Origin of the sequence: Paracoccus maritimus (genome assembly GCF_025195095.1) — a bacterium.
GTDB lineage: Bacteria > Pseudomonadota > Alphaproteobacteria > Rhodobacterales > Rhodobacteraceae > Paracoccus > Paracoccus maritimus.
This window is the reverse complement of the sequence record NZ_JANAVZ010000004.1, coordinates 1-14548: the sequence shown is the minus strand read 5'-3', so window position 1 is coordinate 14548 and position 14548 is coordinate 1. Positions and strand designations below refer to the sequence as shown.

Here is a 14548-nt window from a genome sequence, read left to right as displayed (position 1 = left end):
GAGGACGAATTGGCAGGAGAACAATATTATTGTTCACTTTCATACACTTAAGCGCAAGGCAAACAGTGTCAGCTTAGTGGAGAAGGTTGGACGTCAGGCCCATCCCCTCCGCCAGAACAAAATTCCAACACCAGCAATCGTTGAGCATAGCGCATCGTCGTGTCGCAAAATGTGACACAGAATGTAGCCCACGCCTGACGCCCCTATATGCCCTCAATGTCATGCCTTGAAGGTCGGAAGCGCGAGCGCGCGCCGCTTGGATTCTTCGGCCGACATGCTGCTTTCGGTTCCGGGGACATATGCCGTCAGGTCGTTCGCACGCTTACCGCAGATAGTGCAGCGGGATCTGGCAAGGATTCGGTCTCGTCTCCTTCAGACCTCAAGGGCAACAACAGTAGAATGTACTGGCGCGAACCTGGACGTGCCGTTTCCACCGCGCGTCAGAGACGAGGTCATTTACCGGGCAGGCGGTTACTGAGGGATCCGCGGGCGATCACTGGCTCCCATAACCCGTCTAAGCTGGTCAAAGACTGTGCGGTGATCAGCGGTCGCGAAGCATCGCGAGATCAACCTTCATGCGAGATACCGGTGCTGGCGTAATGCCAAGACTCGCGCTGACGTGGCCGAGAGATCGACAGTCGCGCGAAAATTGCGCCGGTGTCGAGAAGCGTAAACGTCAGATCTACGGAGCAAACGAAGTGAACCGTGTTGAGTAATTGATTTACCCCAACACTGCAGATCTTCCACAAATGGATGAATGCGCGGGAGTTGAGCTGCCATACCCTTTGTCTATCCTGACCGAGAAACCGCCTTTCGCGTCATCGACGGTGACGTGGGCGACGACTTGAATGATCGGCTTGCCGATGAAGGGTTCCTGCCGCTTGGCTGGATGGAACTTGGATCACGCAATGTCACGAACAGTGTCCGACCGATCGGCACCGTGGAGGACCTGAAAGGCTTGAAGATCCGTCTTCAACCCAACGAGACGCATATCTCGACCTTCCGCGCACTTGGCGCGAATCCTGTCTCGATGGGTATCGCAGAGGTCTATTCTGCCTTGCAGCAGGGCGTGTTGGATGGGCAGGAAAATCCATACTCGGTCATCAAATCCAGAAATTTCAACGAGGTGCAGAAATATGTCTCGGACACGAACCATTTCTTCGATTTCATAGCGCTAGTCGTCAATCGTGACCAGTTCGATGCCCTTTCGGAAGAGCAGCAGCAAATCGTGCGCGAGGCCGCTGCCGATGCGGTCGCATGGCAGCGCGAGACGGCGCGGGCCGAGGACGAGGCCGCGCGCGAGGCCCTGATCGCCGCCGGCATGGAATTCACCGAGATCACGGACGAGGCGCGCGCCCAGATGCAAGAGGCGTCTGTGCCGGTCATCGAGGAACTGCGTCAGCGTGTCGACCCTGCGCTCATTGATCGCGTGCTCGAGGATGCCGCGAAATGATCGGGGACAATCAGGCCGCGGCGCTTCGGCGCGTCGCGGCTTCCATCGGCGTGCTGGACCGCGTGTCCTGGTGGGTGATCGTTCTGTCCATGGCGGTCATGGCGGTGACCGTCGTGGCCCAGGTGGTCCTGCGCTACCTCTTCTCGGCAGGAATCGACTGGTCCGAGGAACTGGCGAGACTGGCCTTCGTCTGGGCGATGTTCCTGGCCATTCCACATGGCATTCGCACCGGCGTCCATGTTGGGATCGACGTGATCGTCGTGAAGCTTGGTGCTGCCGCGCGAGTTCGGCTTCTAAGGATTACGTCGATGTTTGGGGCGGTGCTGATGGCACTGCTGCTGTTCTACGCAATCGCCGCGATCATCGGTTCCTGGAGCGATAGATTGCCAACTATGCCCGTCACGGTGGCCGCCTATTATGTGCCCGTCGCCATCGCTGCGGGACATGGCTTGCTGAACTGCCTTCTGCTGGTCGTCTTTGGTGATGATGCCATGATCGACAACACGCTGGCCGAGGTCGAGGAGACCGTCGCATGACATTAATTGCTGTTCTGGTCTTTTTCGGTCTCGCCCTGCTTGGCACGCCGTTAGCCTTCGCACTTGGCCTGGGCTCTGTGGCCGGGCTGATGGCGGGCGACATTCCGATGACCGTTCTACCACAGCGTATGATGCACGCGGTCAACAGCTTTCCGCTGATGGCCATTCCTCTGTTCATGCTGGCAGGCGAACTCATGGTCAAGGCCGGCATCATGCAGCGGCTGGTCGAATTCTCGAACGCGGTTGTTGGCCGCCTTCACGGCGGCGTTGCGCATATGGGCATCGTGGCCGGGATGATGTTGGCCGCAGTCTCGGGTGCGGCGGTTGCGTCCGCCTCGGCCTTGGGCTCGGCGTTGGTGCCGGCGATGCGGCGCAATTACGATGACGGCTTCTCCAGTGCAGTAATCGCGTCTGCAGCCAATCTGGGTGCCATCATCCCCCCATCGAACGCGATGATCGTCTATGCGCTCATGGCCGGCTCCTCCGTTTCAGTCGGGGGCCTGTTCATGGCGGGCGTCGTGCCGGGTATGCTGCTGACGATCGGCTTTGTCGTGCTGTCGTCCTTCATCTCTTGGCGCCGAGGCTATCCGCTGACCGGTCGGCCGTTCAGCTTCCGTCATCTGCTGCGCGAGACCTGGCGGGCATTGCCGGTGCTGATGATGCCTGTTGTCGTAATCGGCGGCATCGTGGGCGGCGTCTTCACGCCGACCGAAGGCGCGGCCATCGCGGTTATCTATGCAATGCTGGTGGGTTTCTTTCTGACCGGAAAGCTACGACTCTCGGATCTGCCTTCGTCGCTGTTTCGGGCTGCGGTCGGTTCCGCGATGGTCGCGGCCCTCATCGCCTTCGCGGCAGGTCTGACCTTCTTGATGACGGTTGACATGGTGCCCGCGGCTGCAGCCGATTTTCTTCAGGGCCTGACGGCAAGCCCGATGATGTTCCTGGTCCTTGTGATGATCCTGCTTATCGTCGTGGGAATGTTCATCGAAAGCAATGCCGCCTACATCATGCTGGTGCCGATCTTGGCGCCGATCGCGGTTGCCTACGGGATCGACCCGCTGTTGTTCGGCCTTCTCTTCGTTCTCAATCTGGTTGCGGGAATGATGACGCCACCCGTCGGCGTGGTGCTTTTCGTAATGTGCGGGATCACGAAGGTCAGCATGGCTTCGATGATCCGCAATATCTGGCCGTTTGTCGCGGTCCAATACGTCGTGTTGCTGATGTGCCTTCTCGTTCCCGGACTGGTGACGTGGTTGCCGCGCATCCTTGGCTATTGAAAGAAAAGATCCAATGAGAATTCTCCTGATCAATCCGAACACCTCGACGTCGTTGACGACGCTTCTGTCGAATGCGGCCCGAGGCGTGGCATCGGAATCCACCGTTCTCGAGGAAATCACCGCCGCGCGCGGTGTCCCCTATATCTCGACCCGAAGCGAAGCCCTGCTTGCCGGCGTGGAGCTGCTTGAGATCCTTGCCGAACGTGGCCCGGAATACGACGCGGCGATCGTCGCGGCGTTCGGTGATCCCGGCCTTGGCGCGGCGCGCGAACTGTTCGATCTTCCGGTCGTCGGCCTGGCAGAGGCCGGGATGTTGACGGCGTGCATGCTGGGCAAGCGTTTTGCAATTGTCACCTTCTCGACTGCCTTGGGGCCCTGGTATCGGGAATGTCTGGAATGGCACGGATTGCAGGATCGGTCGGCCGGTATCTTCATGCTTGACGAAGCCTTCGATGACATCGCGACCGTCCAGGGCGACAAGGCTGAGATGTTGGTGGTGTTGTCGAACCGGGCGATCACAGAAGGCGAGGCGGATGTGATCGTTCTGGCAGGCGCCCCGCTGGCTGGGCTGGCGCAACACGTCCGCGAGAGGTTGCCAGTCCCAGTCGTCGATTGCGCCGAGGCCGCAATGAAGCAAGCCGAGGCGCTCGCCTCTCTGCGTCCGGCGCCACCACGGGCCGGCACGTTCCGGCGCCCCGATCCGAAATCCTCCATCGGCTTGGCGCCAGTTCTTGCGGACTACATTGCTCATCGGTGTGCAACGAGTTGACAAGACAAAGCTAGATGGCGCGCTGCGGCACCGCTACCGCTGGCGATTTATGGTCTTGCCTTTGAGTCCTGCACCACCGCCCAACTGGAGCGCGCTAGGGAATTGAGGGAAGCGATCCACGCCGCCGCGACAGTAGCCGCGACCCAGAACGCTTTGCCTGCGTCTGCCGTCAAACTCATCAATGAGTGCAGCATTGAAGGTCGTGCGGCCGCTACACTGACATCCGCAGCTGAGCACCGGTGGTGGCTCAGCTCGGCTTCGGTGGAGGATGCCCTCAGTGTGATCGCCGGCGACGCGATTAACATCATCGCAGGCGAGCGCGACGGAAAGCTGGCCTTGTGTGCGTCGCCGACCTGCCAGGCCGCCTTCTTCGATACCAGCCAGAGTCGCAACAGCAGGTGGTGTGACATGAACACTTGCGGCAATCTTCAGAAGAAGGCGCGCTTCAATGCCCATCGGCGGAAGAACCTCGGGATCAGCCGAATGAGCTTGAAATGCTCGCTGTCAATCTAAGGCATGCGTTCGCCGCACGCTTGAGCGCTCAGCCACGTCCGGTGGCGATTTGAGTAGGCAACTACGCAGTACCAAGCTTCAGGGCGATACCGCGCCGCCGGCTCATGATGCAGGACTTCGATCGGCAGGCCGCGGAGAACCAAAATCGCTGCGATGCTATCAACCGTTACTCGTCTATCGGCAGTCGGAATGATGGATCAGCCCCAGACCCGTGACCGGACTTCGATCGCGGAAAGATTTTTTGAGGGCTACGAGCACGAAGCGCATGCGTTGATCAATAGCGTCAAGAACGGGGAAAACGCCTCACGCTTGACACGAATATATCCTGCCAACATAGTGTAACCCTTTTGATTGCAGGTCATGACTTGCATTGTGGTAGTTGCGGTTGAAGAGTTTTGAGGGGTTTTCACAGGTGTTGGCGGCAAGACGGTTTGTCGGAGGCGGACTTGCTGCGCGTGTAATGCGTGGATCGCTTGCGACCGTGTTGGGCTTCGGCGGAGCCCAGTTTCTTCGTCTGGCCAGCAACCTAGTATTGACGCGACTTCTTGTACCGGAAGCCTTCGGGCTGATGACCCTGATCACATTGCTGATCATGGGCCTGAAATTGTTTTCGGACATCGGAATAGGTCAATCGATCCTGCGCAGTCCCCGCGGCGACGATCAACTGTTTCTCGACACGGCCTGGTCGCTGGATCTGATCCGCGGCGCAATCCTGTGGGTGCTTGCATGTGTTCTGGCAGTTCCCATGGCGAATTTCTATGACATTCCGCAACTGGCTCAGCTCGTTCCTGTCACGGCGACCGTCCTGCTCATCGGCGGCCTGGAACCTACACGCGTCGATTCAGCAACACGTCACCTGCTTCTAGGCCGTATTACGGCATTCGAACTGTTCAGCCAGTTCTGCGGCATCATCGTGATGGTGGCGCTGGCGGTGCTGACCAGATCCGTCTGGGCACTGGTCGTCGGACAGATTTTCGCCTCGGCGATCAGGCTGACGCTGATGATGCGGGGGCTTCCAGGCGAGCCGAACCGATTTCGGATAGACCGAAGCGCCGTACACGAACTGGTCGGGTTCGGGGCTTGGATTTTTGTCAGCACTGTCGCCGGCTATGCTGTGTCGCAGGGCGACAAGCTTGTGCTGAGCAAGTTCCTGTCGCTGGAGATGCTGGGGATATACAATATCGGATACTTCCTTGCAGCGGTTCCGGTGATGTTGGGAGGAACGCTGGTCGGACGAATGATGATTCCGATCTATCGCGAGTCTCCGCCTGCGGAATCACGGGAAAACTTTTTGCGCCTGCGCAGGTTCCGCTTCCTGCTCAGTGGCGGACTTATCGCGATCGGACTCTTCCTGGCATTGATTGGGACTTGGCTTGTCGATCTGTTGTACGACCCGCGATATGAGGCGGCGGGTGCAGTCCTTGTGCTGCTGGCGCTGGCGTTCATGCCGCAGCTTATCACGCAGAGCTATGACCAGATCGCTCTGGCAATGGGGGATTCACGCATCTTCTGTTTGGTTAGTATCGCGCGAGGTGTGCTGATGCTTGCCTGCGTGGCTGTCGGCGCTGCGTTGCTGGGACTTACCGGCGCGATCTTGGGCCAGGCCGTCGCCTATCTGCTTTCATATCCGATTATCGCTTGGTTGGCCCGCCGCTATGACGCGTGGGATGGCGCGCATGATGCCGTCATGGCGGCTGTTGCGGCGGTCGGCGCTGCGCTTGCCCTTTGGTTGCATGCCAATGCGATAGCGGCGCTGCCGTGAGTAGGAGACGGCCATGCATGATAATCCTCTGAAGGGCAACATGAGTTCGGCCATCCTGTCCGATCCGCATCCAGCCCAGGATGGTGCAGAGGCGCTTGCCCTGACGCCGACCCAGATCGGGCTCCTGGCCGAAAGCACCCTGTCGGGCAAGCCTGCGCTCAACCTGCTGCAGATCGTGATCCGCTTCGAAGGCGAACAGTTGGACGAGGCGGCGATAAGGGCGGCATGGCAAGACCTGGCATCGCGTCACCAGGCACTGCGCCTGTCACTCAGCCCGCTGGATCCGTCGGGGCCCAGACAGTTCCTGCATTCTCATGTCGATGCGGATGTCCAGGCGATCGACTGGACGGATATGACCAGGGATGCGCAGGAAGTCGAGTTCCAGAACTGGCTGGAAGAGGACCGACGCCGGTCTGTCGCCTGCGACTGGGCACCTTGTTGGCGCGTGCGACTGTTCTGGCTTGCGTCTGGAAGTGCGATCATGGTGTTCACGTTTCATCATGCGCTGCTGGACGGTGGCGGTTATCGGATCCTGCTGCGCGACCTGTTCCAACTGTATGCCGCGCATCGTGACGGGCTGCCGCTGCCGGAACGTGCTGGACCCGATTTCGCGGATCACTGCCACGCTTTGACGATGATCGACCATGACCCTGCAAGACGGTTCTTTCGCGAACATCTGTCAGGATTCGAAACCCCGAACGCGCTGGACCCGGTGTTCACCCCAGCGGCGCAAGATGCTTTGATCGCCGACACGCAGATCAGGGGCCAGTTCACCCGGCGCCTGCCGGCAGCGTTGTCAGACACGATCCGCGCCCGCGCCGCTCGGGCGGGCGCCACCACGGCGGATTTCATCAATGCGGCCTGGGCGCTTGTGCTGGCGCGGTGTACCGGCCGGGCGGAAGCCATCTTTGGCGTAACCCGGTCCGGGCGTCATATTGTGCCCGGCGGCGCGGATATTGTGGGTTGCCGGATCAACACGCTTCCTTGCCGCGCGCAGGTTGCCGGGCAGACGCTTGATGGCCTGCTTGGTGAACTGCATGGCTATTCGCGTGCCGTCCGCGACCATGAACATATGCCGCTACCACTTGTCGCAGAACTGTGTGACGTGCCGGGCGGTCTGATGCTGTTCGACAGCCTCGTCATGTTCGACCGAGGCTCTCTACCGATACAGATGCGGGCGCTCGGAGAGGAGTGGGCAAACCGACAGATTGACGAATACAGCCAGATGGCGACCGCCTTGTCACTGTCCGTCTATGACGACCCTGAGATGCTTTTGCGGCTGGAATACGATCCGGCGCGGCTGACGGACGAGGGCGCCGAACGTATCTTCGATTATCTGGGCAACGCCCTTCGCTCGATGTCGGAGGCCGGTGATGTGCCGCTGTCCGAGATCGACATGTTGTCCGCCGAGGAGCGGGAGAGATTGCTGCGGCTTGGCACGCCGCAGCATCCTACCACAGATGATCCCGACGGTGTCGCGACCCGGTTCGAAACCGTCGCAGCAAGAATGGGCGATCGCATCGCGATCAGCCAGATCGGCAGTTCGCGGCAGGTCAGCTATGCCATGCTCGAGGCGAGGGCCAACCATCTTGCCCGGAAGCTTGCAGATCAGGGCGTTGGAAAGGGCGATGTCGTCGGCTTGGCGCTGCCGCGCGGCGCGGAATTCATCGCAGCCATGCTGGCGACCTTGAAAGCCGATTGCGCATTCCTGCCGCTAGACCCGAAATACCCGGTCGCGACTCTGCAGGACATGATCGATAGATCCGGCGCAGTCGCGCTGTTTTCGGCCGCGGCCGAGATCGCACATCTCGGTCCACAACGGATTCCGGTGCTGCAACTGGACGATCCGGCCCTTGCAGGACAATCCGATACGGCTCCCGCACGGGGTGCCTACGATCCCGAACGCCGCGCATATGTGATTTTCACCTCCGGGTCGACGGGTAGGCCCAAGGGCGTTGAAGTCCCGCACCGAGCGCTGTCGCAGCATATTCAGGCGATCACACGGGAATTCGCGCTGACCGGCGATGACAGTGTGTTGCAATTCGCCAGCCTGAATTTCGACGTCTCGATCGAGGAAATCCTTCCGACACTGTTGTCGGGTGCCAGGCTCGTGCTGCGTGACGACATCGTGGCGCAGTCGATCTCGGATCTGCTGGATGCATTCGACGAGGATGACATCACGGTGGTCAATCTGCCAACCGTGTTCTGGCATTTGCTGGTCGCGCATCTGGACGGGACGGGTGACCGGCTTTCGCCAAAGCTGCGCCTGATGGTCGTCGGCGGAGAGCGGGTGTCTGGCGACATGCTGGCCCTGTGGCGCAGCATTCATCCCGAGATCCGCTGGCTGAATGGCTATGGTCCGACCGAAGCGACGATCACTTCCACCCTCCATGACGCCGACGATCCGCCGTTCCAGGGGGGCGATGTTCCGGTCGGCCGGCCGACAGGGCATGCGCGTGCCTATCTGATGTCTCCCGATGAAAGTCTTGCCCCCGAGGGGGTCGGGGCGGAATTGTGGCTGGGTGGCCCCGCGGTCGCCTCGGGTTATGTGGGCGAGCCCGCGCTGACTGAATCCGCGTTTCCGCCGGACCCATTCCAGCCGGAAGCGCCGGACGGAGGGCCGATTCAGGCCTATCGAACTGGCGACAAGGTGTCGTGGTTGCCGGAGGGAGTTCTGGCGTATCACGGCCGCATCGACCGGCAGATCAAGCTTCGCGGTTATCGGATCGAACTGGCGGCGATCGAGAACGCGCTTGAAGCCGATCCGGCGATTGCGACAGCCGTCTCCACGCTGGACGCTGCGGGCGGCGAGGATGCCAGGCTTCTGGCCTGGGTCAAGTTGCACGAGCATGCCCAGGACTTGAGCGAGGCCGCCGTGACCGAGGCGCTGCGCGAAAACCTGCCCGCGTTCATGGTGCCGCAAATTGCCATCGTCGAAGATTTTCCGCAGACCCCTGGGGGCAAGATCGACGTCGATCGGTTGCCCCGCCCGGCGAGGAACGACGACGACGACGGAGAGGACGCAGCGCCGGTCGACGAGACCACGGCACGGGTCCAGCAGATCTTCGGCGCGCTGCTGGGACGCCGTCATGTCGATCCGGAGCGATCCTTCTTCGATCTCGGCGGGAACTCGTTGCTGTCGGTCCGGCTCATGGGCATGCTTGAACGTCAATTTGGTCAGCGCCTGTCACTGGCGACGCTTTACGAGGCCCCGTGCGCGCGGCAGATCGCGGAGCGGCTTCGGCGATTGGACGATGAGGATATCGTAAACTGTCTTGTGCCTTTTCAGCCGCATGGCAGCATGCCACCTCTGTTTGCGGTTCATATTCTGGGAGAGCGAGGCGTCTATTTCCGACCGATGGCAGCTCTGCTGGGGCAGAACCAGCCCCTTATCGGCCTGACGCTGGATCTGCTGGACCCCTCGACCCCCACCAGCTTGCCGAAGATCGCCGCAATCTATCGTGCCAACATAGAACGCTATTATCCTACGGGACCCGTGCAGTTGATAGCAGTATCTCAGGGCAGCTATATCGCCTTTGAGCTGGCGCAGCAGCTGCTGGCCGCCGGACGCGATGTCGCCGCGCTGTATCTTCTGGACGCCGAAGGACCGGGTGGAAGGCTTCAACGCAAGACGCGTACCGGGCTGCGCGCCTCCCTCGGCAAACTGCGACGCAATTTCCGGGGTATTGTGATCGGAAAGCTGCAGAAACTGCGTGGCGAGATGAGTTTTCGTTTTGATCGATTGCGACTAAGCCTGTCGCGCAATCGCTGGACGGGGCGGCTGATCAGCCAGCCACAAACCGTCAGCGCGCATCAGGCCGCCATTGATCTCGCGATTGCAGAATATCAACCAACGCCCTATCCGCGCGAACTGACGCTGTTTGTCGGTCGCGATAATCCATTGGACACACCCGAAGGGATCGCCAGCGGGCTAGGCTGGCGAGATGTTGCGCCCGCAGGGATCAGGATTATCGAAACTGCCGGAATTCACTTGTCGATGGTCTATGAGCCGCATCTGCATGAACTGATAGATCATCTTGCGGTGCGGCTTCAGCAGATCTCTGCCATTGAGCCGTAGTTTGTGCGCACTGATTGGCGCCGCTGTCCAGCTTTCCTGGATACCGCCATTCAAGGTTCCTGAAGCAGACTGCCCGGTCACGTTGAGCAGTGTCGACGAATCGGCAAGTTGCACTATGCGAGCGCAAGCTTCATTTGTTTCGTGTGGTTCCTGCAAGTCGTGCCTTGAGCTTTGTCACCCGACGGCTTGACCACGGAAGAAAGATATAGCTGATCGGGGCGACATTGACCGAAAACAGCAGAACCGAGCGCCCCGTGCGATGGAAAATCTCAGGCAGAACAAGATCGGCAAGGTGGCCCAAGAAAGCGCCTAAGACGACGATCCAGAAGATTAGGATTGCGACAATCTCGATCTTACTTATCGCCCATCGAGGGCACCGGCGAGACGCGGCTTGTGCTCGTGCTCGACCCGGTCGACGATCCCGCGGAAGAAGTCTGATGCGCGGCAATCGCGGGAACACTGCCGGCTGCCGGCCGAACTAAGGTCTTGGCTCGCCACGGCGGTGCTACCCTAGCGGCCGCGCTCGGTGCGGCGCGCGTTCGACAAGGCGCTGGCCGAGACAGGTGATCGTGGCTTTTCGCTGTCACGACTGACCGCGCTGCAAGGCCGCCCCGTGCACGGGATGCGGCGGCGGTCTGGGGGCCGGACCATCCCGCGGTGAGAGGCGAGCAGATATCGAAATAGATGCCCTTTTCTTTCACTCTGGGCGAAATGACACAATTGCTCGACGAAACGATCACGGATAAACCTTCTCCCATGGGAAGGTTGCAAGTCATGATCTGGAATCGGGCCGTGTCGGTGCTTTGCGCACTGGCGCTGGTGCTCGTGGCCTTCGGGCATCGCCCCGTCGAGACCGACCCGCGCCTGTCCGACCCGCAAATCGCCGCCTATCTCGCCCTCGGCGGGTCGCTCGCCGACCTCTGCCTCTCCGGCGACGACGGTCAGGATCACGCGGCCCATGCAGACTGCCCGGCCTGCACCATCGCAAAGAGCATGGCGCTTGTCCTGGCATGTTTTGCCCCTTCTGACCTTGTGGTCTGGTCCGGCCACCATGCGGCCTGGCCCGAAACTCTCGTCCTGACCGGTCATGGCCCGCGCGCGCCACCGGCCCGTGGTCCGCCGTCCATCCAGTTGATCTGACGTCACTCCGGCTCCGCACCGTGCGGGCCAAACCGTCCGCCTGTGCGCGGACATCTGATCAATCTGGATGACCCTCACATGAAACGCTTCCTTCTTGCGGCCACGGCCGCGCTCGTCGCCAGCCCGGCGCTTGCCGACATGAATGTCGAAATCCCCTTTGCCGCCGAGATCGCGGGCGCGCCCTTTGCCTGCACCGACAGCTACACAGGCCTCGGCAGCGCCGAGACCGAGGTGCAGTTCCTCGATTTCCGCCTGTTCGTCTCCTCGGCCAACCTGATCGCCGCTGACGGCACTCGCGTGCCGGTCGAGCTCGACCAAGATGGCGCGTGGCAGATCGAGAACATCGCCCTTCTGGACTTCGAGGACAGCACCGGGTCTTGCGCCAACGGCACGCCGCAGGTGAACACCACGCTGCGCGGCACCGTGCCGGAGGGGGATTATCGCGGCCTCGAGTTCGAGGTCGGCGTCCCCTTCGACTGGAACCATGGCGATCCCACCACCGCGCCCGCGCCGCTGAACCTGACGGCGATGTTCTGGAACTGGCGCGGCGGCTACAAGTTCGTGAAGATCGAGTTTTCGCCGACCACGCCGTCAGGTCTGTCGATGGCTGCCGAGGGCCACAGCGAGGATGCGACCCACGGGCAAGGGCCGCGCGGCTGGATGCTTCATCTCGGATCGACGCAATGCGCCGCGCCCGAGGCGACGACGCCGCCGGCCGAGGCCTGCGCCAACCCCAACCGTGTCGCCGTTGCGCTGCCTGATTTCGTGCCGGGTGAGAGCACCGTGGTGATCGACCCCGCCGTCGTCGTGGGGGGCGCGGACCTGACGCAGAACACGGCTGAGACCAGCCCCGGCTGCATGAGCGGAGGAAGGAGGATCCGATGACACCACCCCGATCCGAGGGCTTCGTGCACATGCCCGACGCCGAGTTCGAGGCGATCCTGACGCGGGCGGCCGAGGAAGGCGCGAAGCGCGCACTGGCCGATGTCGGCCTCGACGGCGACGAGGCCGCGCTCGACATCCGCGACCTGCGTTCGCTCGTCGACTGCATCCGGCTGGTACGCCGCACCGCGATGCAGACCGCCGTCCGCACGATCACGACCGGCGTCATGCTGGCGCTGCTCGCAGGCATCGCCATCAAGCTCAGGATCTTCGGCGGCAGCCCGTAGCCGCACCCCGTCCCCATTTATCAGCCCGCAATGACCCGCCCTCGAGGCGGGTTTTTTTCGTTTCGGAGGATCACCATGAACACGACCTTCCACCGCCATTGGCGCGACGTGCCGGAGAGCGCCTAGCGCTGGCCGAACTTCAGCCCGGCCGAGATCGCCTGCCGGGGCACCGGCAAGCTGCTCGTCAACGATCCCGCGCTCGACAAGCTGCAGGCGCTGCGCGACCGGCTGGGCAAGCCGCTGATCGTCCGTTCGGCCTATCGCAGCCCCGAGCACAACCGCGCCGTCGGCGGTGCCACGGGCTCGAAGCACCTCGACGGCGCCGCCTTCGACATCGCCATGGCGAATCACGACCCGGTGGCGTTCGAGGCCGCGGCACGCGAGGTCGGGTTCCTCGGCTTCGGTTTCTACCCGCGTTCGGGTTTCATGCATATCGATCTCGGGCCCGCGCGGCAGTGGGGCGAGCGGTTCCCGGTCCGGGCGACGGCATTCGCAGCGGAGACGCCGCCCGCGCGCGAGGTCCTGGCGCAGAGCCGCACCCTGAAAGGCGGCGGTGCTGCGGGCGTCGCAACGCTCGGAGCGGCCGGTGTCGAGGTGGCGCAGAGCGTCCTGGCGGAGACCCAGTCCGCGATCCTGCCGCTCGTGCCGTATCTCGACACCCTGCGCTGGGTGTTCATCGCCGTGGCGCTCGGCGGGATCGCGATCAGCATCTTTGCCCGAATGGACGATTGGAAACGGGGGCGGCGGTGATCGCCACCCCTGCTCGGCGCGATCGTCGCGACCCCTTGGATGCGGGCGGCGCTGCGCTACGGCGCAATTACGTCCTGGCAGTGGATTTGCAATCAACGACCAAGAATACCAAGCTTCGGCCATCCTCAGAGTAAGACCTTGCTAATGAGCTTCGCTCCGAATGCCAAGCGCAGCAATCGACGCGTCGATCACCCGTCAACTGCGATACGTCGAAGTGATTCTCAATTGCTGTCCCGGCGGTGTGGATATCGATTGAAAGTAGGTCAGGGTCAGCTAAATTGCTGAAGCCATGGTCATATAGTATACGAATCGGCTATGTGTACTTTTTATTGAGTTGAATTAGTAGATCATCAAACTTACGAGCTGAAGCGGTTAATGCGCTCTCTACTTTTTCGCGCTCCGTATCAGACCAACCCCAATGTTTATTACTCATCAATCGAAAGGCTATAGCTTTAAAACTGCTTTCAGTAATGAAGCGTGTCATCTTCAATGTAGTCTCACTCTCTGAAACCTCTTCAATGGTAAAGTCTCTGAAATGATCAAAAAATGGAGGATCCCGAATATATACTAGAAGGTGGCTTTTTTGTGTGACATGCATCATTGTCATACACCCTTGCGAAAATCCTTCTCCAATCACTTCGGGAAGCTCTCCTATATGTGGAATATTCACCCATTTCTGCCAGTGTTCGGTCATTAGCAGACACGCCCAAACATAATCCTTATTGAATTTCAAATTGATTCTTGTGCTCGCTTGATCTCTCCTCCCGTGCAAGAGCTTCTTTTCTAATTTAAGGTATTTCCGAGCGCTTTCGGAGCCAGCCTGCAAGGCATAGGATGTCTTGTAATTGGCTCGAATAAAAGCCGAGTGGGATGTCGGGCTTGGGTCCATTTCGTAAGGCGACGTCCCGTCATCTAGCCTTTGGCCACTGGAAGGCTTCCGGCCGGGATGAATGTCGGCCCTTGGATGATACTGGACATCCTCCCCGAACGTCCTCTGGAGCGGCTCCTCTTCTTCCTGCGGCTGCTTTGCGCATTTCGGGCAGCCCTTGCCGTAGTCGATGCCTTGGCAGGTTGGGCATCGGCGCATAGGGAAGTCGGCGG

Annotated in this window: 12 protein-coding genes and 2 pseudogenes; 13 read left to right on the top strand and 1 reads right to left on the bottom strand. The window is 60.8% G+C overall.

What is annotated here, in order from left to right:
* Nucleotides 1-778 precede the first annotated feature (778 nt).
* The 13 genes and pseudogenes from MU516_RS07730 (at nucleotide 779) to MU516_RS07680 (ending at nucleotide 13447) form a co-directional block, all read left to right on the top strand.
* Entirely contained in the window at nucleotides 779-1453 is a 675-nt protein-coding gene (locus MU516_RS07730) for a TRAP transporter substrate-binding protein (protein WP_260277004.1), read from the top strand.
* The gene (locus MU516_RS07725) at nucleotides 1450-1989 is read left to right on the top strand and encodes a TRAP transporter small permease (RefSeq protein ID WP_260276639.1); all 540 of its coding nucleotides are present in this window, start codon (nucleotides 1450-1452) and stop codon (nucleotides 1987-1989) included. The genes MU516_RS07730 and MU516_RS07725 overlap by 4 nt, the downstream gene beginning before the upstream one ends.
* The gene (locus tag MU516_RS07720; protein ID WP_260276638.1) at nucleotides 1986-3266 is read left to right on the top strand and encodes a TRAP transporter large permease; all 1281 of its coding nucleotides are present in this window, start codon (nucleotides 1986-1988) and stop codon (nucleotides 3264-3266) included. The genes MU516_RS07725 and MU516_RS07720 overlap by 4 nt, the downstream gene beginning before the upstream one ends.
* Nucleotides 3267-3279: 13 nt before the next feature.
* On the top strand, nucleotides 3280-4035 hold the full coding sequence (locus MU516_RS07715; protein WP_260276637.1) for an aspartate/glutamate racemase family protein: 756 nt from the start codon (nucleotides 3280-3282) through the stop codon (nucleotides 4033-4035).
* Between the two features lie 21 nt (nucleotides 4036-4056).
* Nucleotides 4057-4341 (top strand): annotated as a pseudogene (locus tag MU516_RS19395) (ABATE domain-containing protein); the annotation flags it as partial.
* The gene (locus tag MU516_RS19390; RefSeq protein ID WP_345780853.1) at nucleotides 4315-4548 is read left to right on the top strand and encodes a CGNR zinc finger domain-containing protein; all 234 of its coding nucleotides are present in this window, start codon (nucleotides 4315-4317) and stop codon (nucleotides 4546-4548) included. The pseudogene MU516_RS19395 and the gene MU516_RS19390, both read left to right, overlap by 27 nt.
* A gap of 460 nt (nucleotides 4549-5008) precedes the next feature.
* Nucleotides 5009-6310: an oligosaccharide flippase family protein gene (locus MU516_RS07705; RefSeq protein ID WP_260276636.1), complete on the top strand. Its 1302-nt coding sequence runs from the start codon at nucleotides 5009-5011 to the stop codon at nucleotides 6308-6310.
* A gap of 13 nt (nucleotides 6311-6323) precedes the next feature.
* Nucleotides 6324-10388 carry a non-ribosomal peptide synthetase gene (locus MU516_RS07700; protein ID WP_260276635.1) on the top strand — a complete coding sequence of 1355 codons (4065 nt, stop codon included), beginning with the start codon at nucleotides 6324-6326 and terminating at the stop codon, nucleotides 10386-10388.
* A gap of 391 nt (nucleotides 10389-10779) precedes the next feature.
* Nucleotides 10780-10902, top strand: coding sequence for a DUF6525 family protein (locus tag MU516_RS19435; protein ID WP_425606826.1), 123 nt, complete (start codon nucleotides 10780-10782; stop codon nucleotides 10900-10902).
* A gap of 206 nt (nucleotides 10903-11108) precedes the next feature.
* Nucleotides 11109-11528 (top strand): hypothetical protein, encoded by a 420-nt coding sequence (locus MU516_RS07695; protein ID WP_260276634.1) that lies wholly within the window; start codon nucleotides 11109-11111, stop codon nucleotides 11526-11528.
* A 78-nt stretch (nucleotides 11529-11606) separates the two neighbouring features.
* Nucleotides 11607-12413: an MbnP family copper-binding protein gene (locus tag MU516_RS07690; protein WP_260276633.1), complete on the top strand. Its 807-nt coding sequence runs from the start codon at nucleotides 11607-11609 to the stop codon at nucleotides 12411-12413.
* Complete coding sequence (locus tag MU516_RS07685; RefSeq protein WP_260276632.1) at nucleotides 12410-12697, top strand: DUF6127 family protein; 288 nt, start codon at nucleotides 12410-12412, stop codon at nucleotides 12695-12697. The genes MU516_RS07690 and MU516_RS07685 overlap by 4 nt, the downstream gene beginning before the upstream one ends.
* Nucleotides 12698-12772: 75 nt before the next feature.
* Nucleotides 12773-13447, top strand: a pseudogene (locus MU516_RS07680) (YcbK family protein).
* Between the two features lie 313 nt (nucleotides 13448-13760).
* Here the strand turns inward: MU516_RS07680 and MU516_RS07675 are convergent.
* On the bottom strand, nucleotides 13761-14548 hold a 788-nt coding region (locus MU516_RS07675; protein WP_260276631.1), incomplete at its 5' end, for an SRPBCC family protein.